Genomic DNA, 22,246 nt, shown 5'->3' on the forward strand with positions numbered 1-22,246 from the left:
CTCAGGTCGCATCCATACGGATCAACCCGAGTATTACCGGCTTCGCAGGCGAATATTTAATTGTAATAAATATGAATTAATCATTGCCTTTCTCCTTAACCTTGTCTAATTAATTTCTAATTTTAAAGTATTGATAACTGTATGTCAACCTTTTTTTAATAATATTAATTTGATTTTTTTAAAGAAATGAGAATAATTTTATATTAGGCCTTGCAAAGAGGAATAGTATTATCTTATAATGCGCATTAATAAATAGGCAGGAGGAATAATCATGGAAAAAGAAAAAGTTGTATTAGCATATTCTGGCGGTTTAGATACGTCAGTTGAAATTGCCTGGTTAAAAAATAAAGGTTATGATGTTATTGCCTGTTGTATTGATGTAGGTGAGGGTAAGGATTTAGAATTCGTTAAGCAAAAGGGATTACGGATAGGCGCGGTTGATTCAATTGTAATCGATGCCAAAGAAGAATTTGCACGTGACTATTGTCTTCCGGCCTTACAAAGTAATGCTTACTATGAGAATGAATATCCTTTAGTTTCGGCACTATCACGTCCCTTAATCGTTAAAACTTTAGTCAATGTTGCTCATAAATATAACGCCGTAGCTATTGCTCATGGCTGTACCGGCAAGGGAAATGATCAAGTACGTTTTGATGTCAGTATTCGAGCTTTAGCGCCACAACTAAAAATCGAAGATCCCATTCGTGAAAATCATTGGTCTCGAGAAGAAGAAATTGACTATGCTAAAAAAAATGGTATTGAAATTCCCATTAATAAAGAAAGTCCTTATTCCATTGACGAAAACTTATGGGGACGGGCTAATGAATGTGGAATTTTGGAAGATCCATGGGTTAGTGCTCCCGCTGATGCGTATGATCGTACGGTAGCTATTTCCGACGCACCAGAAAAACCGGAAATAATTACTTTAACTTTTTTAAAGGGTGTTCCTACGCAACTAAATGGTGAAAGTTTATCGCTCGCAAATTTAATTATGAAATTAGATAAAATTGCCGGTAAACATGGTATTGGTCGTATCGACCATGTCGAAAACCGTCTCATTGGAATTAAATCCAGAGAAATTTATGAATGCCCGGCCGCCACCGTTTTATTAAAAGCTCATAAAGATTTGGAAGATATTACTTTAGACAAAACCTTAGATCATTTTAAACCAATCATCGAAAAAGAAATTGCCGAATTAATTTATAACGGACTTTGGTTTTCTCCTTTGATGAAAAGTCTCTTTGCCTTTCTAAAAGTAAGCCAAAAAGATGTGAACGGTACTGTACGTGTTCGCCTTTTGAAAGGAAATGTTATTTGTGAAGGTCGTAAATCAGCCAATTCACTTTATGACAAAAATTTGGCTACTTATACAGATGCAGATGCGTTTGATCAGGAAGCTGCTACGGGATTTATCGAATTATACGGATTGCCAAGTAAGGTTTATGCCCAAGTCCATCAAAAATTAGTGGAGGCTAAAAATGGCAACTAATAAACCTTGGGGTGGACGTTTCCAAGAAAATTCTTCTTTGGCAGCTGACGAATTTGGTGCTTCTATTGGCTTTGACCAATTAATGGCCAATGAAGATCTAGAAGGATCCCTAGCTCATGTTGAAATGCTGCGGGATACTAAAATTATTTCAGCACCAGACGCCGCCACAATTATCACAGGCCTCAAAAATTTACAAACGAAACTACAAAATGGCCAATTACAGTTTACAGTGGCCAATGAAGATATTCATATGAACATCGAAGCCTTGCTAGCTAAAGAAATTGGACCGGTAGCGGGAAAATTGCACACTGCTCGTAGCAGAAACGATCAAGTAGCGACCGATTTTCATTTGTATCTGAAAAAGCGCTTACCAAAAGTCATTCACGAAATTAAGCACTTACAAAATGTTCTGGTAACCAAAGCCCAAAAACACATAGAAACTATCATGCCTGGCTATACACATCTTCAGCATGCCCAGCCAATCTCTTATGGACATTATTTAATGGCTTACTTTTTCATGTTTCAACGCGACGTGGAACGGTTTAATTTTAACAAAAAGCATACTGATATTTCTCCCTTAGGAGCAGCAGCTTTGGCGGGTACAACTTTTCCGATTGATCGTCATCAAACAGCTAAAAAGCTCGGTTTTAAAAAAATTTATTCTAATTCGATAGATGCTGTATCTGATCGTGATTTTGTTTTAGAATTTCTTAGTAATGCTGCTATTTTAATGTTGCATTTATCACGTTTAAGTGAAGAAATTATTCTTTGGTCGTCTTATGAATTTAATTATTTAGAATTATCAGACCAATACACCACTGGAAGCTCTATTATGCCGCAAAAAAAGAATCCCGATATGGCAGAATTAATCAGAGGAAAATCGGGAAGAGTTTTCGGTCACTTGATGAGCTTGTTAACAGTTATAAAAGCCTTACCGCTAGCCTATGATAAAGATCTACAGGAAGATAAAGAAGGCACATTTGATACTTTAAAAACAATTATACCCTGCTTAAAAATCATGTCTGAAATGATAGCTACTGCTAAAGTGAAGACACAAGTTATGCAACAAGCAACAACTGATGATTTTTCCAATGCCACTGAGCTAGCTGATTATTTGGCAGCTAAGGGAATCCCTTTTCGGCAAGCCCACGCAATAGTAGGAAAACTAGTACTTAAAGGACTCAAAACGGGCGTGAATTTACAAGATATACCTTTAGCAGAATATCAAAAAATTATGCCTGAGATTGACACCGAAATTTATCACGACCTGCAAGCCCGCATCGCAGTCCAAAGAAGACAATCATTAGGTGGAACTAGTTTTCAACAAGTACGCCAACAGATAGCTGAAGCTCAGCAAATCTTAAAAAATTCTTAATTAATAACTAATATAAGCTGTTAAAATTGTTTTCTGAACAGTTTAGCGCATAATAAAGGTAGATGATAATAAATTTATTAATTTTTAATGTTAGGAGGAAATTATGAAAAACATTAACAAAATTGCTGTTTTAATTTGTCTATCAGCTGGGCTTGCTGGCTGTAATCAACAAGCCGATAAACCAGCCAAAGACACATCGTCAATTAAAACTACTAAAGTACAGAAGAGCCATCAGAATCATAAACCTCAGGCTAAGGAAAAGAATGTCGCTAAAACTGCCCAACAACAGCCACAAACTGAATCTCAGCCAAAAGTTTCCGATACTACTGCCGAACAAGCAAATAATCAAAACCGTCAGCAAAATCAAAATCGTCAGCAAAATCAAAATACAGCTGCAAATCAGGCTCCAACTAAAAGCGAGCAGTCGCAAACAACGGCAAATAATTCTGTTACCAAACAAGCGCCAACCAGCGCAGTTGTTAATGATGCCTCACAAGCTGCTGGTGTACTAGCTAATTATTTTGGCAATAAATATGGTAACGGTGCCACTTATGTTCCAGCAGGATCGCAAATCTATAATGGCCAGCAAGCATATATAGTTAATCTCTACTTACCTAACGACATTCATCCCGCTGCAGCTTATTTTGTTTTAAGTAACGGCACTATTATTAGAAAATGGTAAACATTAACAAAAACGGCAAAGTAAAATTTACTTTGCCGTTTTTATTTAATTTAAGAAGTCAATTAATCAAATTCCAGTGATTAACTTGCCTATGGTTCTAAGACTAAATGATAATTAATAAATGATTCAATTCCCAGAGCACTTAGTTCACGACCATAGCCGGAATTCTTTACTCCGCCAAAAGGCATATCCGGTGTAGAAGACCAGCCCGCATTAATAAAGGACATTCCGGTTTCTACTTGTGCAGCAACTTTTTTAGCATGCTCCAGATCACTGGAAAAGACAGTCCCACCTAATCCATAACTGGAATCATTAGCTAAAGCGATAGCTTCTGCTTCATCATGAACACGGTAAACGGATGCTACCGGCCCGAATAATTCCTGATTAAATATCGGATTATCATGAGCAATATCAGTCAAAATGGTCGGCTGGAAGAATTGGCCCGGCAAATCAACAGGCTGATTGCCATAATAAACTTGAGCTCCACCAGCGATGGCTGCATCAACTTGTGACTGTAATTTTTCTTTAGCTCCTTTAGAAGATAAAGGTGCCAAAGTAGTAGCCTTATCCATAGGATCTCCCATCTTTACTTGACTAAAGGCAGCCTGCAGCAGTTCCAAAAATTGATCATACATACTATCCATTACAATAAAACGTTTTGAAGAAGTGCAAACTTGACCAGCATTATACAGACGTGCTTGAGGAACAACTTGTTTTAATTCATCCCAATCAGCATCAGCCAAAATAATAAAGGCGTCATTTCCCCCTAATTCTAAAGTTGATTTCTTGAGGGCTTTACCTGCACTCTGGGCAACAGAAGCTCCAGCGCGTTCGGATCCTGTTAAACAAACTCCGGCTACTCTAGGGTCTTCAATAGCACGAGCCACCTGATCATAATCAATAAATAAATTAGTAAAGGCCCCTTTAGGAGCACCGGCATCTTGCACTAAATCTGCAAACATTTGCACTGATGTTGGGCAAATAGAAGCTGATTTAAGAATAATAGGATTTCCAACCATATAATTAGGTGCGAAAACCCGCATAACTTGATATAACGGAAAATTCCACGGCTCTACTGCTACTAAAACTCCGGTAGCTTGCTTTAAATAATAACCATGTCCTTTTTTAGTATCCAAAGGTTCCGGTTGCAATAAATAGGAACCATGTTCTGCATAATATTCTGCAATCCAAATACATAAATCTACTTCGCCTAAAGACTCAGTCAATAGCTTACCCATATCATAAGTCATAGCTTGAGCTAAATCTGTTCGCTTTTGTTTCATTAAATCAGCAACTTTTTGAAGAACAACTCCGCGGCTACGGGGATCTTCTGTCCGCCATTGCTGATAAACCTGATGACCAGCACTTAATGCTTGTTCTAAATCTTCATCCGAAGCGTTCTCATATTCTTTGAGAACTTTATTGTTGTAAGGATAAATTGTTTTATATGCCATACTTATTCTCCTTTTAAATGCTTACATTACTACTGGTACCGCCATTATCAAAATTGCATCGCACCATTGATACTTTCATTATAAATTGCAAGCGCTTAAAAGCCAATATTCCAGCTTGTTAACTATTCCACTATTTGGCAACTAAGTAATCATATAGTTTTTCGGCTGTTAATTGTTTTCTGGCATTGCCCGTCATGTCAACTTGAATCTGTCCCTGATTAAGAACTAAGATCCGATTACCGTATTTTAAAGCATCTTCTAATTGATGAGTGATCATTAATGCTGTTAAATGTTCTTTTTGGATATATTGATTGGTGGTTTGCATTAAGGCCATACTAGTATGAGGATCTAACGCCGCTGTATGTTCATCCAACAGAATAATATCCGGCCGTTTCAAAACTGCCATCAAAAAGCTTAAAGCTTGTCTTTGACCCCCGGATAATGCTCCGGCGGGTGTGTTTAAATGCTGGTCTAAGCCATTATGCATTGTGGCGGCCAACTGCTGAAAATGAGCTTTGTGTGCTTTTAAATTTCGGGGATAAAAATGCCTTCTTTCACCGCGTTTAGCTGCTAACAACAAATTCTCTGCTACAGTCATACGTGGTGCTGTCCCCATTTTAGGATCCTGAAAAACTCGACTTAAAAACCGTGTATGTTCTTCTTCGGAAAGCTTAGTTACATCTTTGCCATTATGAAATATCTGACCCGAATTAACAGGCAAGAGACCACTAATAACATTAAATAAGGTCGACTTTCCTGCACCATTAGTACCGACAATAGTAATAAAATCACCGGCATTAATTTGCAGGTTAATCTTTTTTAAAATAGTTGCAGCTTGGCTGGTTCCCTGATTAACAATGGTTTGAACATCTTTTAATTCCAGAATCGGTTTATTCATAATGATGCACTCCCTTCAAAAAAGTATTCTTTAGACGCAAATGCTTCTCTAATTGAGGTAGCATCATACATGCCGCCAAGACTAAAGATGATAACAAGTTCAAATCATTAGCATTGAATCCTAATTGTAAAACGGCTAATAATAATAACCGATAAATAATACTGCCCAAAGTAACAGCAGCTAAACGCTGATTCAAAGTTAATTCTCCAAAAACCACTTCCCCGATAATAATCGAGGCCAAAGCAATTACAATGGTTCCAATTCCCATATTAATATCCGCATAACCATTACTTTGAGCTACCAGAGCGCCACAAACTCCTACTAAACCGTTGGAAATGGCTAATCCCATAATTATCATATTATCCGTATGAATTCCTAAAGCTTTAGCCATTTGCGGATTATCACCGGTGGCAATGAAAGCCTGTCCCCATTCAGTATCTAAACCGAAAATTAAGATTACAGTTACGATAATAATAACCACTATGCCAATCAGCACACTGTCAAAATATTGCGGTAGTGACTGTAAAAACTGATTATTAAATAAAGTGGCTTTACCTAAAAGTGAAATATTTGATTTGCCCATAATTCTAAGATTGATAGAATAAGCTGCTGTCATCACCAAAATTCCGGCTAAGAGACTGGGGATCTTGCCTTTGGTATAAAGTAAGCCCGTTATTACGCCAGCCAAAACTCCAGCTCCAAAGGCTAAAAATGTAGCCATTAACGGTGAGACTCCATGGGTAATGGCAGTAACCGCTGTGGCGGCGCCTAAAGGAAAAGTTCCTTCCACTGTCATATCAGCAAAATTCAAAATACGAAAAGTTAAATATAAACCTAATCCCAGTAATGCCCATAATAATCCTTGTCCGATTGCGGAAACCATTAAATTCATTATTTAATTACCTCCCCTTTAGTTTGTGCATCCTTTAAAAAGTGCGGTGGTATTTTGAGTCCTAATTTTTGGGCCTGCTTGACATTTACTATTGGATCTCCGTGGCGAACATATTGGATTGGAGTAGTTGCAGGACGCTTTTTCCCTTGTAAAATGGCTGCCGTTAAACGACCCCCAATTAAGCCTAATTTGTACTGGTTAATACCATAGGTAGCCACTCCGCCTTGTTTCACCATCGTATCTACTGCCGGAAACACAGGTTTGTTTACGGCGTCGGAATTTTTAATCAACGTTTGCATAGCTCCGGCAATCACATTATCAGCCGGTACCATAACTGCATCTACTTGTTGCAGCATTTCTTGAGAGACCTGATTCAAATCATTACTATTAGAAATAGAATAGGATTTTATCGGAATTTTCATTTGGCGGGCTTTTTGTACAATTACTTTATGTTCGGCTACAGCAGAACTATCGCTGGAAGTATAAATCACTCCGAGAGTTTTTAAATGTGGCAAAAACTCTTTAATCAATTGTAATTGAGCAGCTATTGGTGATAGATTCGAAACTCCGGTAATATTTCCTCCCGGACGTTGAAAATTCTGAACTAAACCCGCTGCTTTAGGATCAGTCACAGCGCCTAAAACTACTGGAATCTTTTTAGTAGAATTAGCTAGCGCTTGAGATGCTGGTGTCGTAATGCCGACTACCACATTGGAATGTTCATTGACTAATTTATTGGCCATGGTCTTTAAGTTGCTCTGATCTCCTTGGGCATTTTGATAATCAATTTGAATATTTTGGCCATTATGATATCCCTTTTCGGCTAAACCGGCAGTTACACCTTTTTGAATTTGATCTAAGGCTGGATGGTGCATCAAAGTTAGCACTCCGACACGAGGCTTAGATTGGGCAGACAAAGGACCACTTTCCTGAAAAAAGGCTACTGCCAAAAAAGCGATTAAGATTCCCACAAATGTCATCATTCTCTTCATTTCCTTAACTCCTCTCCAAAAAATAAAAAGAGGAGCCTCAATATTTCAGGCTCCTCTTTAGAAAAGAAAAAAGCCGGCATGTTCACAAGATCATGCAGACTTTTAATTATTAAGATTAGCCGGCATGAATACGAACTGAAACCTCAGGTCGCATCCATAACGGAATTAACCCAAGTTACCGGCTTTGCCAACGAATATTAAAGTGTAAACTTGAATTAATCATTACTAATCTCCTCTTTTTATTTAAGTTAGGTTGATTATACTGGTAAAAATCTTCACTGTCAATAATTAATTTATTATTTAAATCCAATGTGGTTACTGCTAACCAATTAATTGAAATTAGCTCTAACGATTTTTAAGCCCTAACTGACACCATAAAACTACCACCATACTTTTTTTATCAGCAATTTATTCATCACTCATTGCAAGAAACATTTTAAGTTATTTCTTTAAAAATTTGAGTGCGACACTTCTATAATTAGCTGTAAAATTATATTTTAAAAGTCCCTTATTGTAACTGACACTTGGGCTATCTCCAAAGATTGAATCAAGAGAGTATTCAGGGTTAATTCGCACTGAGCCCCTATTAGAACCACCAGAATTACTAAAATTATGAATAAATACTACACAGGACTCATAATCTGTACTATATCTTATTAAAACTTGTTTACCCGTAAGCTCACGCTGACTCATTAGAGGTGGTTCACATCTCAATGATTTGCCCTGCTTAATTATCGGACTTATACTTTGATAAAATCTCAGTCCCTTTAATACTTCCTGTATTTGAGTCTCACTTAAAGCAGTTAAATCTCCTGAAAGACACGGACGGCCCAAAAAAGAAGAAATAAGCGTGTAGTCAATAACATCCAGCGAATCTTCTGCATGTAAAACCGCCCAAACCAGTTCTTGTGCCGGCAACATCAGAGCATGTAAATTAGCCGCAATTACAGGGATATTTTTAGTTTCATGAGAATCAGAAAAGGAGGAGAGATCAGTTAATTTCATAAAAGTTGTCTCCAATCTATGGCCACCGGAAGCACAATTTTCAATAATGAGATGAGGCAATTGCTGATGTATCAGTTCGATAAAATTTTGTGTGCCTCGAATTTGCTTTCTAGCGGCAGCTCCCCAAGATTCAGGAGAATCAAAACCAGTGCCAAAATTTTCGTTATAGTCAATCTTTAAATAGCCAAAATTATAGTCTCTTAAAAAATTAATAACTTTTTCTTTTAAATAGTTAATCACCCAAGGATCATTCATATCCCAAAATCTTCTATCACCAACAGTTAAGGGACTGCCATCTTTCTGCAATAAATGATCTTTTTGATTAAACGCCGCTGAGGCACGGCCTACATTCTCTAATTCAAACCAGATTCCAGGAATCATTCCTGCCTTTCTAATATTATTAACGACCTTCGGAAAATAATTTTTAAAAAGTAGATTACTGGGCTTCCAATCTCCTAAAGCAATCTCCCAATTGTTCTTGCCTCCATACCATCCTGCATCAATTATAAAATATTTAACGCCTAATCTTTGAGCTATGGCAATTTGTGAATTGATTTGTTCGTAAGTGGGTCTGCCCCAATCAAAACAAAAATCATTATACTCAATTGCCAAGGGTAGATTATGGATCGCTTTAGTGGTCTGATTTGCTTTTAAATCAGAATTCAAATAAAAGGCACAGTCTTGATAATCACCGCAACATACTGATAAAAACGCATGATCAGATGTGTAAGAATCACCGGGGTTAACAGTTTTTGTCCAACAGCCGTAATCTCTATCGGCGATTCCTCCTGAAAGGCACAAATCCTCATCCAAACGATAAGCCTCGATTTGCCATGATGCAGGGGCTTCAATCTTTATTCCCCAAGTACAATTATTTGCGACATCTTGAACAAAAACCACTGGGAAGAAACCTCGCACAGGCATTGAACCCACTTGTCCAAATTTTAAGACCCCAGCTCCTGAAGGCTTCCAAGATGGTTCCAATTGAAATTTTTCAATTGGTTCAGTTTCAGGATACCCTTCCATAGCCCATTTGGACCGAAATCTTGTTAATAGAAGATTTTTGGAAATATTATGTTTATTAAAAGGAGATAAATTAGAAAGTGAAAAGCTGCTAAGCATTTCAATTTTTAATTGTGCCTTGCTATTATTAGAAACAGTCGTATAGGTCTCAATTAATGGACAATTTTTTTCAATTATTGCGTGATGACTATAATAACAATTACGTTGATCTTTGAAACGAACCTGAACTTTAATCTGGTCTTTATTTTCATTTTGTTTTAAATCTATAAATTGCAAATCTTTTACAGTAGCACTGTTTCTCATGCTACTGCCAGTCACAAATCCTTTTGAATAATCATCACCTGCTATTTTAATCTGGATTAAAGAATCCCCTTTAGTTTTTTGAGGTAGTTCAATGCTTTCTTCCAGATCAGAGGGGACAATTATCCATTCAACGTTCTGATTATCATTCAGATAATAAACGACAACGACCTGATCAGTTCGAATTTTAGCCAGAGTTTTAATTATAATTCACCTCCCCTAACATAATTATTCATCGTCTTCATCAATCTCGGCCTTTGCATTATTGACGTAAATAATCGAGGCTTGGGCTTCACTAATTAAGTTTTCTATTGCAGTTGTAGTTAAATATTCTGGGGAGCTGTCTAAGGCAATTGCCATGATTAAGGGAAGATTCATTCCGGTAATTAAATGTGTGTGGTCTTGATCTAAATACTTTTCAAATCCTTGATTGACACTCCCCGCCATCATATCAGTAAAAATAAAAGTTTCTGCTGTTTGCGGTATTTTAGCCATTATCTTTTCAATTTGTTGATTAACCGGGGTATTATCTAAATAAGCTGCCAAAGTAATAATTTCTAAATCAGTATTTGTGATATAGCGTAATGTGTCAGCCATTCCTAAGGCTAATTTATGATGTGAAGCTATTACAATAATTCTTTTCATAATCAATATTATCTCCAGAAAGATTTATTTTATTTTAAATTAAATAAGTGTAATTAAATCACAATGATTATTACACTCATTTTTATTAGTTTATAATTTTATCAGTTCCTTAAATTTATCTTTGGATCTCTTCCGGCAGAATAAAGGAATCTGATCTAGAGGAGCCTCAATTACTATATTCTGACCTCCTTGATACATCTGAGAATCATTAAAACAGTACCAAGTTTCACCAGCTGGTAAATATAATTCTCTTTTGACTTGTTGTGGATAAATTATAGGCGCAATTAACAATTCTTCACCAAAAAGATATTCATTAGCGCCCTTATCTGTCCAAGCATTGCTATCATTAGGAAAATGATAAAAAATAGGTCTCATTATTGGATCACCAAATTTATGTGCCTGCTCCATCAGCTCCGCAATGTAATCTTTTAAATTCTCACGGATTTTTATATATTTAACTAAAATATTTTCAGTTTTCGATCCGTAGCTCCAAACTTCATTGCCCGCACCGGAAGCCATGGCTCCACCACCTGAACTAGCTAAGGGCTCATCATGCGGTTGTCTAAAACCATGCATTCTTAATACAGGACTAAACGTTGCATATTCAAACCAGCGTGTCATTAATTCCTGGTAATCGGGATCTTTCGGATTACCGCCATGAAATCCGCCAATATCAGTTGTCCACCACGGGATTCCGGCAATTCCAACGTTTAAGCCAGTGTTAACTTGATTTCTTAAAGCTTTAAAACTAGCATCAATGTCCCCCGACCACAAAAGAGCACCATATTTTTGTGATCCTGCCCAGGCACTTCTAACCAAAGTTACAACATTATCATGTCCTGCATCAACCAATCCCTTAAAAATCATTTTCAGATACCTGTCTGGAAAAATATTTCCACAGCAAAGGTCGGTGCCTTCATAATAATGATAGTTATCATAGTCATAAACGGCATAACCTGGTTCTGCCACGTCTAACCAAAAAGTATCATAACCATTGGCAAGATAATTATCATGTAATAATTTCCAAACTTCTCTTCTGGCCAGAGGATTAGTCATATCGATAAAATTAGTATCAGATTGCGTTTGCATTGCGACTTTAACACCCCGGCGCTCTTTTACTAATAATCCTAATTCCTGAAATTTATTGTAATTTTTAGAACCCTTTTCAATTGTTGGCCATACTGAAACTATAGGAGTAACTCCCAACTTTTTCAGCTTTTTACTTAATTCCAGTGGATTTTTCCAATATTGACTGTCAAAGCAATAGTCTCCCTGATAAGGCCAATGGAAAAAATCAATTACGATGGTCGACAAAGGAATCTTTTTAGCTTTATATTTGTCAACAACTTGCAGTACTTCTTGATCTGTTTGATATCTTAACTTACTTTGCCACAGGCCCAACAAATTACGTGGCATTTGTGGCACTTTGCCAGTCACGTCAGCATACTGACGTTCTATTTGTTGAGGAGTGTCACCAGCTGTAACCCAATAATCCAATCTATCAGTCGAAGGCAAATGCCATAAAGTAATATTTTTAGCAAAATCAACTGTTCCAATACCCGGATTATTCCATAAAAAGCCATAGCCCAAACTTGATAAATAAAATGGTACTGTGGTTTGAGAATTACGTTGTGCGAGTTCTAATTTAGTATATTTTAAATCTAAATAAGGATGCTGATATTGTCCCATACCATATATATGCTCATTAATTCCCGATTCAAACCGGGAAAACAACTCATAATCGCCACCAACATTCGCTTTAAATTCTCGTGGTGCCAATTTCAAAGTTGAATTAAAATCTGCTGTTACAGTAACGTTATTAATATCCTCACTTCCGTCGTCATTTTTAACTGCTCGTTGTCGAACAAATTCTTTTAAAAGCACTTGTCCTTTGGAATTCTTAAAAGTGAGTCTGTTTCTATGATCAAGTAAAACCTCAATCTTACCATTAATCAGCCTTGCTTCATCATCATTTATTAAACTGGCCTGTGCCTCATGTGAAACCTTATTATTTAAAGCTCCATCACCAGGAAGAACTTTAGAATTAGGGAACGAACGAACTCTTACGCTATTTTTTCCCCAAGCTTCAATGATTAGAACTTCACCATTATTATGAAATTCAATTCTATTGTTAATAATATCGATCAAGTTTGTTATTCTCCTTTTTAAGCTTTAAATAAACCAAAGAATGTACCAGCAATAGCAATAACGATAACTAAAAATATAATTCTAGTAGGAGTCCATTTTTTGCTATCTAATAATTTATAGACAAGTAAAGTTAATAACACCGGCAGTAAAGCAGGCATAATTTTATCTAAAATATCAGTTTGTAAGGCTAATTTAACCTGTCCCGTTTTATAAACAAAAGGAGTAGATACTTTTACAACTGTTGCTACTAAAGATCCAATAACTGTTAAACCCATGATAGAAGCAGCTTCTGTAAAAGTAGTTAATCGATCTCCCAGTCCGTCAATTAACTTTGTTCCTGAGGTATAACCGATATCAAAAAACCAAAATTTCATTATGAAAAACAGAATATTAACAATAAACCAAACTATTGCTCCGAGAGGATTCCCTTGTAAGGCCATATATCCTGAAATTGATCCCATAATAGTGGGCCACAATACCCAAAAAATGGTGTCGCCAATACCGGCTAAAGGACCCATCATACTAGTTTTAAATGATTGAACGGTATCTTTGGCTTTAATTCCATCTTTTTCTTCCATTGCTACTACAGCTCCCAAAACTAGGTTAGCCATAGTAGGAGTAGTATTAAAATATTTAAAATGGTTTTCTAAGGCCGCTTTATATTCATCATCATTTTTATAAATTTTACGTAAAACAGGAGCTAACGACCACGCGACAGCAGGTCCTTCCTGCGTTTCATAGTTAAATAAATTAACGGTCATCCAATTCCAACGCCAAGCGGCTTTACGTAAGTCTTTTTTGGTAACTTTATAATTATTCGTATTAGATTGCTCATTACTCATCGTAGTCGTCTCCTTCCGCTTCGTCAGTTATGTTTTGCGTGTTAGCGCTTGGAGTAACGGTTTTATTATTTTTCATAAAGTAAATATAACCTGCAGCAAAGCCAATCAAAGCAATACCCAAGACAGGAACTTTCATATAGGCTGCTAAAACAAAGCCAATAATCGCATAAGGAATAAATTTTTTAATCGGCATATAATGCAGTAACATAGCAATACCAACAACCGGTAGCATACCCCCGGCAACTGTTAATCCATTTGTCACCCATTTAGGTATTACTTTTAAAATAATATTGACAATTGTTGGACCTGAAAAAACGATTAAAGCTGTAGGAATAGCTGTTTGCAAGAAAAATAACGTGGGTCCCAGATATGCTCTTCTCTCCATCTTTTTCCATTCACTCTGTTGGTTGAGAGTTTCTAAATGATGCACCAAAAAGTTGTTAATAATACGAGCAATAACTTCCAGTTGAATAGCCAATAATCCTACCGGAATTCCAATGGCAATCGCTGATTTAATACCTGTTCCCGTTCTAATAGCTACAAAAGATCCGATAATTGTGGCCAAACCATAGTTTGGAGCAGAGGCTCCGCCTAATGCGGCAACCCCCAACATCATTAACTGAAATGTTCCCGCTATTTGTAAAGCCGTCGCCAAATCTCCCATAATTAGACCGGTAATGGTTCCGACAATAACCGGGAACCAAGACATGATAACTGGTCCATCTTGATCAACGGTCATATATCCAGCTAATATAATAATCAAAATATCTTGGACAAGATGCATGTTTAATCACTCCCTAACTTACTATATCTTATAGGTTTCTTCCGGATCATTAGGCACATATTGAATAGTGATGGGAATCCCCTTATTATTTAAAATCTGTAAATCATTCTTTTCTTTGTCATTTAAAGCAACAAATTTGGTAACAGGTTTGCGCCCATCTTCATTAAAAATTATCCCCAAATTAATTTTGGGAATACTGATACCTGCGTCTACTAATCTAATAATAGTTTCCGGTTCTTTTACTAAAACAAAAACCCTTTGAGAATCATATTTTCCAGCCAAAAAATTAGTAATAGCCTTTTGCGTATCAATTATGGACATTCCCGTTCCCGCTGGTTTTGAAAGTCGCATACTATTTTTTATAGTTTCATTCTTGCTGATAACATCATCAATAACCATAAATCTTTTTATTTTTAAATACTGGGCCCATTGATTAACAATCAAGCCATGAATCAAACGCTGGTCAATCCTAGCCAAAACAACTGTCATTTTTATGATCTCCTATTTTTAGTTTAATAAATAGCTATTAATTACTATTTGAAGGTAATTAAAACTTTTTATTATCAAAATCAAGATTAAATGATAAAAAACTATGACTAAGCTTTTTTATTGATCACTCCTTAAATAATGAAAAGTACAGAATGAAAGTTGTTACTAAATTTATTCTCTATATTAAGCATCCACAAAATAATCTGTTGTTATCTCGACAAAATTATAAAAATGTAATCGCTTAACATTACAAATAAGCTCACCTATTTCCATAGTAAAAATAGTAAACATCTGTCGAAAAAGATTATTATTTTTAAAAGTAGATAAAACTTTCCATCCAATATCCAATCATTTATAATTAGTTTAATAATTATTTAACAAATTTGAAATCCATGAAATTCTAATATATGGGTGCTGGTAATTTAAGTTTTAGAATTAGGTTTCCATAGTAATCTCCTTTATTTTATTCGTTTGTTTTTAAAACTAACTAACTTTAAAAATATGATAACATTGCACTAAAACAGAGTCAATAATTAAATACCCGAAATTATAAAATTCTAAAGTATCCTTATTAATTAGTGACTGACAATAACTTTTTATACCAACGTAATAAATAAAATAATTAAAATGTTGACACCCGCGTGAATGAAATGTACTCTTGTAATGTAAGTTTGTATTAAAAACCAACCAATTAAAAAGGAGAAAATTATGGCATATTGGCAAGTAAACAAAATCAAATATATCGGACCGCACCAAAGTCTAAAATCGGATTTAGGCTTTCAATATTATAATCCGGAAGAAATTATTGGTGGCAAAAAAATGAAAGATTGGTTACGCTTTTCAGTAGCTTACTGGCATACTTTTGATCAACGCCTGGTGGATCCTTTTGGCGATGGTACAGCAATTCGCCCTTATGATAAATATTCTGATCCTATGGATCAAGCACTGGCAAAAGTGGATGCAGCCTTTGAATTTTACGACAAACTGGGAGTTAATTACTTTGCCTTTCATGATCGTGATTTGGCTCCTGAAGGTGATACTTTACGAGAAACTAATCAAAATCTTGATAAAATTGTGGACAAAATCGTGGAGTATCAAAAGACTACAGGAATGAAAGTTTTATGGAATACTTCCAATCTTTTTAATAATCCCCGTTTTGTAGCGGGAGCAGCTACTTCGCCCTATGCAGATATTTTCGCTTATAGTGCAGCACAATTAAAACACAGTTTGGAAATCGGCAAACGTGTGGGAGCAGAAAATTATGTCTTTTGGGGTGGTCGTGAAGGCTATGAATCTTTGTGGAACACTGATATGAAACGTGAACAAGAACATGCTGCCCGATTTTTCCAGATGGCTAAAGACTACGCTAAGGAAATTGGTTTTCAAGCACAAATGCTATTGGAGCCCAAACCTAAAGAGCCGACGACTCATCAATATGACTTTGATGCTGCGACTACGATTGCGTTTATGAAAGAATACAATTTAGATCAAGATTTTAAACTTAACCTAGAAGGAAATCACGCTAATTTAGCTGGTCATAGTTATCAACATGAAATTCGTGTCGCCCGTACTGCCGGACTATTAGGATCTTTAGATGCTAATCAAGGAGATAAACTTATTGGTTGGGATATTGATGAGTATCCTTCTAATTTGTACGAGACAGTCGCTGCTATGTATGAAGTCGTACAAGAAGGTCAGATTGGTCCTCATGGTGGTTTAAACTTTGATGCCAAGCCGCGGCGGTCATCCTTTGAACCTAACGATCTATTTTACGGTCATATAGTGGGAATGGACAGTTTTGCTGCAGGTTTAAGAGTAGCTTTAAAAATGAAGGCCGACCATGTACTTGAAGATATTATAAATGAACGTTACAATTCTTATAACTCTGGAATCGGTGCTCAAATCGAAGCTGGTACGGTTAATTTTACAGACTTAGAAAAATATAGTTTAGATAAAACTCAAGCCCAGCTGCGAGCTGCAACCCATTCTGATCATTTAGAGCAAATTAAAGATACAATTAACCACTATATTATCGAAACATTAAGTTAATTATTAATTATAGGTAAAATTATGAAAAAATATGTTTTAGGGATTGATATAGGCACTGGTTCTGTAAAAGTAACCGGAGTAGATTATTACGGAAAAATTGTAGCTCAAGAAAGTGCTTCTTATCCATTACTACATCCGCAGGTCGGATTTAGCGAACAAAACCCCGACGACTGGGTAAACGCAACAACCAAAGCGATTCATAATTTATTAACATTGGATAAAATTTCTGCCGCTGAAATTGCCGGTATTAGTTACTCGGGACAAATGCACGGTTTAGTTCTTCTTAATAAGAATAATGAAGTTTTACGACCAGCAATTCTCTGGGATGATACTCGTACTACTAAACAATGCCAGCTGATTGAACAGCAAATGGCGCAACATTTTATTCAAATTACCCACAATCGTCCCTTAGAAGGATTTACTCTTCCCAAAATACTCTGGGTCCAAGAAAATGAACCAGAAATTTGGCAACAAGTCAAAATTTTTCTCTTACCCAAAGATTATGTGCGCTACCAAATGACTGGTCAATTAGCAACTGATTATTCAGATGCTACCGGAAGTGTTATGCTCGATATTAATACACAACAATGGAGTTCTACCATTTGTGATCAGTTCCATATCCCGTTGAGCATTTGCCCATCACTGTTACATTCCAGTGAGATAGCCGGTACTATTTCTTCTGAATATGCACAAATCTCTGGTCTGCAAAGTGGAACTCCCGTTTATGCTGGTGCAGCCGATAATGCTGCTAGTGCGGTTGGTGCCGGCTTGCTGCAGCCGCAATCTGTACTTTCCAGTATTGGTACCTCGGGTGTAGTCCTCAAATATGAACCAGATGCACAAACTAACTATCAAGGGGTGCTTCAGTTTGAGGATCATGCTTTGAATGATGCTTATTATTCTATGGGAGTCACCTTAGCTGCCGGCGATTCTCTCAATTGGTTTCAAAGAACCTTTTGTCGCCACCAAAGTTTTGCCGCACTGCTCAAAGAAGCAGAACAATCCCCTGTAGGAGCCAACGGTTTAGTTTTTACCCCCTATTTAGTTGGTGAAAGAGCACCATACGCCGATGCATTTATTCGTGGAAGTTTTATTGGACTCGACAGTAGTCACAAACGAGCAGATTTTATACGGTCAATTCTAGAAGGAATTATCTTTAGTTTCGAAGATCTTATGCAGATTTATCAACATAATCAGCATAATTTTGACACTGTTATTTCTATCGGCGGTGGGGCTCAAAGCCCTCTTTGGTTGCAAATTCAGGCGGATATTTTTAACAAAAAGGTGGCCAGCCTAATGAATGAACAGACCGCTAGTTTAGGAGCTACTATCATCGCAGCTGTAGGAGCTGGTTGGTATGCTAACTTTCAAGATTGTACTGATGTTTTTGTCAAAACTAAAAAATTTTATTATCCTATTGCGGATAATGTTACTAAATACCAGAAACTATACCCAATCTACCATCAAGTCTATCAACATACCCGGGATTTAAGTTTTAATTTAATTCAATTTCGACAACAAAATCATTAGCTGAATCTTAATGGCTTTAAACCTAAAATAGGGTTGAGCCTAGGATTTATTGAGTAATTTCCAGAATATTGGCAGCAAAAGAGCACTCCGCAGTCGTTTTACGACTTAAGCGGAGTGCTTAATTTTTACTTAGGGGGTAGAGTTTTGTCTCTGACCATTTTTATTGGTCCTGAAAAATTAATATTCTTTTTAGAATATTCAAAAGTAAAAGATATGTTATTCTATAATTAAGTAATTTAGTCACAAGCACAAACGAAAGTGAGATGGCTCAACATACTAAGCTCTTGGTTTAAACAATTTAAAAATATTAAATTGGTTGGAGGATTACTTTTATCATTAATCTCCTGCATTTTTTTCATAATACCACCTTTTCCCGGATTAACACGTCCAGCAATGAATTATCTGGGAGTTTTTCTGCTTATTATTATTTTAATGATGGTTCATTTTGTAGCCGATTACATTATTATTATTCTGGGATTAATGCTAATGGTAGTTGTCGGGGTTGGCAAATTTCAGGAAGTTTTTAGTTTATTTGGCGATACTTTCTTTTGGAATCTAATTGGGATTTTCGGCTTTTCAGCGGGAGTTACCAATTCCGGTCTTTTAAAGCGCTTAACTAATAAAACTTTTTCCATTTTTCCCAATACTATCAACGGTCAGGTGACGGCAATCTTCATTACCGGGCTTATTTTGAGTCCCTTAATTCCCAGTGTTACTGCAAAAATGACTTTATTAGCCTCTTTTGCTGTTGTTATAGCTCAAGAATATGGTTATCACAAATCTTCCCGTGAAGCAATCGCTTTGTATCTAGCAATGTATCTCTCAGGGTATGTTTTTGGGTTGGCTTTTAGTACCGGGGGAACCTCGGCAGCTATCATTATTGGGATGTTAGAAAAACAAAATCTTAATTTTGGCAGTTATTTAGCCAATACTATCTTATGGCTTATTTTAATTGCGGGTTTATTCTATATTATTTTATTGAGTATGTTTCACAATTCCAAAAATTCGCAAGTTTTAACGACGGTCTCTTCTCACAAAGACTTGGGTCCTATGAGCAGTAATGAAAAATTCACCGTCTGGGTTCTCATTATTGCCCTCTCTTTTTGGATTTTTGGACCTCTCTTTCATATCCCCTCATACTTAGTAGGAATCGTCGCCTTGTGTGCATTTTTAATTCAAGGTACTTTATCTACTAAAGATTTTCGGGGAAAAATTAGCTGGGATATGGTAATTCTAATTACTGGTTTTATGTCGACAGCCAAATTACTAACTGATTTAAATATCGATACGTGGCTGGCTCAAAGTATGGCTCCAGTATTAGAACCGGTTGTTAATAATATTTTTCTATTTATTCCTATTCTGAGCTTACTAGTAGTTATTGTGCGCACTTTTGTAGTTTCAGAAGTGGCTTGTATGAGTATTTTTTATGCTCTTTTTGCCAAACCCTGTTCTCAAGTGGGAATTAGTCCCTTTATCATTCTCTTTATAACTCTAATTATTTCCCAGACTTGGCACATGTCTTATAATCAAATGGGGATTGATGCTGCAGCGGCGGCCACTGATGACTCTTTAGTTACATATCATGATATTCGTAAATATTCTTTTATTTACATTGGACTATGTATTTTAATCTTTGAACTCTGCATTCCACTGTGGCATTTAACTGGCATGTTAAAATTATAAGAAGGAGAAAAGCCTTATGAAATATGACATTATTTTATTTGATATTGATGATACCTTGTTAACTTTAGAAAGTGATGATACTTGGCAACGAATGTTTACCAGTTTATTGGCAGAACAAAATCTTAAAGCTACTAAACAAGAATATGAAGCCTTTCTGGCCCGTAATCATTTACTTTGGCAACAAGCTGAAAATAAGGAAATTAGTGTTGAAACCGTATTTAATGAGCGGTTTGATTTGCCTTTTTTACAGGATTGTCCGCAAACACCAGCGGTGTTTGATAGGAAATTTCAAAATATGCAAAAAAAGCAAATGACCCCTACTGCAGGTGCAGTATCTTGTTGTCAGAAATTAAGTTCTCAGATGAAACTTTATACGGCCTCCAACGGAAAACAAGAAACTCAAAGCCCAAGAATCAAAAATTCAAGTCTGGGTCCCTTTTTTCAGGGAATTTATACTTCTGAAAATTTAGGTGCGATTAAACCACAACCAGAATTTTTTACAAAAATTCTCCAACATATCGGTTGTTCTGATAAAAGCAGAGTCCTCATGGTGGGCGATACTTACGATGAGGATATTGTTGGGGCTCATAATTATGGGTTGGACAGTTGCTGGCTTAATCTTCATCAATCTCCCGTACCTCAAGATAACTTATGTACTTATCAAGTTAGCAATTTGGGGCAACTACCGGCTTTAATTGAGGAATAATTTCAAAGACTTATATTTTTTAAAATAAAATCCTGAAATAAAATTTATTTCAGGATTTTTGGTTGTTTTAAAAGCTATTGATAGTGAAATTTCAAATTATAATTATCCAATTGTAAAACATGATGAATAATTAAAGAACTCGCTCCCAAAAGAGTAGCATAATTGGAATTACCAATTAAATAAAGCCGAGGAACCAGGCCCAATTTTTCAGTACAGGCCTTGATCTTTGCAAATAAAGCAGGCAATTCTTCCAATAAGGGTGAACTCAAATAAATTTCTTCCGGTGCTAAAGAAACCGAAACATTGACAAGTATTTTAGCTATTCCACGAATAAATTCTTGTAAAATCGTTTGGACATCTGAGTCGCCCTGAGCTGCCAATTTGACTAAATCTGATCTTTCTAAATTATTATTATTTTTTAAAGATTTTAACCGTTCGACTACTGCATCTTCTGAACAAACATCTTCTATCTTGGTCTGATTAGAAGAAGAGATCAACATTCGACCAATTTCCCCGGCAGCTCCTCGATAACCGCGATAAATCTGTTGATTTAAAATTATACCCGCACCAATGCCTTTGTGAATGCTGACGCAAAGAAGATTAGCTTTATTTTCTTGATTATTAAAATCATGTTCGAAAATGGCTGCTAAATTGGCTTCATTTTCTAATAATACCGGTACCTGGTATTTTTCAAAATAACGTTTTTGTAAATCAATATTTTTCATATCCAAAAACGGAGAATTAACAATTTGCGTTTGATCAACAATTCCATGAATCGAAAAAGCAATGCCTAATAGACCATGCTGAGTTTTTTCTTTTTGGGCTATTAAATTAATCTGGCTATCGACGGTTTTTAAAATATCATGAATATTAGAATTATGATTTTTAATCCGTTGATAATAAAAATCATGTCCGTTAAGATAATTTGCCATAATATGCAAATGTTTATATCCTAAGTCAACACTAATTGTATAACCATACTTTTCATTAAAGGCCACCAGGATTGGTTTGCGTCCTCCAACTTTAGAAGCCTTACCAATTCCAATTTCTTTTAAATAACCTTTTTGTTCGATTTCGTTATATAAAGCAGTAATAGAAGACTTATTCATCTTCAGATTACGCGCAATATCAATCCGAGAAATAGGGGCGTAATTAATAATTTGTTGTAAAACTAACTTTAAATTGCGATGGTGAAATGATTGTTTCTTAGATATTTCTGCCATTATTTACCTCACTTGTGTCATATTAGGTTAGTTTAAT

The 22,246-nt window shown here is 36.0% G+C and carries 18 protein-coding genes; 7 read left to right on the plus strand and 11 right to left on the minus strand.

Annotated elements, in window-relative coordinates:
- The first annotated feature begins 271 nt into the window (after positions 1-271).
- The 3 genes from JG29_RS06700 to JG29_RS06710 all read left to right on the plus strand — a co-directional run bounded on the left by JG29_RS06700 (position 272) and on the right by JG29_RS06710 (position 3,546).
- The gene (locus tag JG29_RS06700; protein WP_045923178.1) at positions 272-1,489 is read left to right on the plus strand and encodes an argininosuccinate synthase; all 1,218 of its coding nucleotides are present in this window, start codon (positions 272-274) and stop codon (positions 1,487-1,489) included.
- A complete protein-coding gene (argH, locus tag JG29_RS06705) occupies positions 1,479-2,864 on the plus strand; it encodes an argininosuccinate lyase (RefSeq protein ID WP_045923179.1) in 1,386 nt (461 codons plus the stop codon). The genes JG29_RS06700 and argH overlap by 11 nt, the downstream gene beginning before the upstream one ends.
- 103 nt (positions 2,865-2,967) lie before the next feature.
- Positions 2,968-3,546 (plus strand): hypothetical protein, encoded by a 579-nt coding sequence (locus JG29_RS06710; protein ID WP_045923180.1) that lies wholly within the window; start codon positions 2,968-2,970, stop codon positions 3,544-3,546.
- A gap of 89 nt (positions 3,547-3,635) precedes the next feature.
- On the opposite strand, the gene JG29_RS06715 is transcribed toward JG29_RS06710, so the two are convergent.
- The 10 genes from JG29_RS06715 to JG29_RS06760 all read right to left on the minus strand — a co-directional run bounded on the left by JG29_RS06715 (position 3,636) and on the right by JG29_RS06760 (position 15,018).
- Positions 3,636-5,000, minus strand: a complete 1,365-nt coding sequence (locus tag JG29_RS06715) for an NAD-dependent succinate-semialdehyde dehydrogenase (protein WP_045923181.1) — start codon at positions 4,998-5,000, stop codon at positions 3,636-3,638.
- Positions 5,001-5,130: 130 nt separating this feature from the next.
- Positions 5,131-5,898, minus strand: coding sequence for an ABC transporter ATP-binding protein (locus tag JG29_RS06720; RefSeq protein ID WP_045923182.1), 768 nt, complete (start codon positions 5,896-5,898; stop codon positions 5,131-5,133).
- Complete coding sequence (locus JG29_RS06725) at positions 5,891-6,790, minus strand: ABC transporter permease (RefSeq protein WP_045923183.1); 900 nt, start codon at positions 6,788-6,790, stop codon at positions 5,891-5,893. Before JG29_RS06725 ends, JG29_RS06720 begins: the two co-directional genes overlap by 8 nt.
- Entirely contained in the window at positions 6,790-7,782 is a 993-nt protein-coding gene (gene trpX, locus JG29_RS06730) for a tryptophan ABC transporter substrate-binding protein (RefSeq protein WP_045923184.1), read from the minus strand. Before trpX ends, JG29_RS06725 begins: the two co-directional genes overlap by 1 nt.
- A gap of 441 nt (positions 7,783-8,223) precedes the next feature.
- Positions 8,224-10,113, minus strand: coding sequence for a glycoside hydrolase family 36 protein (locus tag JG29_RS06735; RefSeq protein WP_052696329.1), 1,890 nt, complete (start codon positions 10,111-10,113; stop codon positions 8,224-8,226).
- A 225-nt stretch (positions 10,114-10,338) separates the two neighbouring features.
- Positions 10,339-10,755 carry a PTS sugar transporter subunit IIA gene (locus JG29_RS06740; protein ID WP_045923186.1) on the minus strand — a complete coding sequence of 139 codons (417 nt, stop codon included), beginning with the start codon at positions 10,753-10,755 and terminating at the stop codon, positions 10,339-10,341.
- 90 nt (positions 10,756-10,845) lie between these two features.
- Positions 10,846-12,903: a glycoside hydrolase family 31 protein gene (locus tag JG29_RS06745; RefSeq protein WP_045923187.1), complete on the minus strand. Its 2,058-nt coding sequence runs from the start codon at positions 12,901-12,903 to the stop codon at positions 10,846-10,848.
- Positions 12,904-12,920: 17 nt separating this feature from the next.
- Positions 12,921-13,745 (minus strand): PTS system mannose/fructose/sorbose family transporter subunit IID, encoded by an 825-nt coding sequence (locus JG29_RS06750; RefSeq protein ID WP_045923188.1) that lies wholly within the window; start codon positions 13,743-13,745, stop codon positions 12,921-12,923.
- Positions 13,738-14,529: a PTS mannose/fructose/sorbose/N-acetylgalactosamine transporter subunit IIC gene (locus JG29_RS06755; RefSeq protein ID WP_045923189.1), complete on the minus strand. Its 792-nt coding sequence runs from the start codon at positions 14,527-14,529 to the stop codon at positions 13,738-13,740. The genes JG29_RS06750 and JG29_RS06755 overlap by 8 nt, the downstream gene beginning before the upstream one ends.
- 21 nt (positions 14,530-14,550) lie before the next feature.
- Positions 14,551-15,018, minus strand: a complete 468-nt coding sequence (locus tag JG29_RS06760) for a PTS sugar transporter subunit IIB (RefSeq protein WP_045923190.1) — start codon at positions 15,016-15,018, stop codon at positions 14,551-14,553.
- Between the two features lie 708 nt (positions 15,019-15,726).
- Between JG29_RS06760 and xylA the strand changes: the two genes are divergently transcribed.
- The 4 genes from xylA (at position 15,727) to JG29_RS06780 (ending at position 20,986) form a co-directional block, all read left to right on the plus strand.
- Complete coding sequence (gene xylA, locus JG29_RS06765; protein WP_045923191.1) at positions 15,727-17,067, plus strand: xylose isomerase; 1,341 nt, start codon at positions 15,727-15,729, stop codon at positions 17,065-17,067.
- 21 nt (positions 17,068-17,088) lie between these two features.
- The gene (gene xylB, locus JG29_RS06770; protein WP_045923192.1) at positions 17,089-18,597 is read left to right on the plus strand and encodes a xylulokinase; all 1,509 of its coding nucleotides are present in this window, start codon (positions 17,089-17,091) and stop codon (positions 18,595-18,597) included.
- 258 nt (positions 18,598-18,855) lie between these two features.
- The gene (locus JG29_RS06775) at positions 18,856-20,280 is read left to right on the plus strand and encodes an SLC13 family permease (protein WP_084232635.1); all 1,425 of its coding nucleotides are present in this window, start codon (positions 18,856-18,858) and stop codon (positions 20,278-20,280) included.
- Positions 20,281-20,296: 16 nt separating this feature from the next.
- Complete coding sequence (locus tag JG29_RS06780) at positions 20,297-20,986, plus strand: HAD-IA family hydrolase (RefSeq protein ID WP_045923194.1); 690 nt, start codon at positions 20,297-20,299, stop codon at positions 20,984-20,986.
- 74 nt (positions 20,987-21,060) lie between these two features.
- On the opposite strand, the gene JG29_RS06785 is transcribed toward JG29_RS06780, so the two are convergent.
- On the minus strand, positions 21,061-22,209 hold the full coding sequence (locus JG29_RS06785) for an ROK family transcriptional regulator (RefSeq protein ID WP_045923195.1): 1,149 nt from the start codon (positions 22,207-22,209) through the stop codon (positions 21,061-21,063).
- Between the last annotated feature and the right edge of the window lie 37 nt (positions 22,210-22,246).

Source organism: Bombilactobacillus mellis (assembly GCF_000967245.1).
Classification (GTDB): domain Bacteria; phylum Bacillota; class Bacilli; order Lactobacillales; family Lactobacillaceae; genus Bombilactobacillus; species Bombilactobacillus mellis.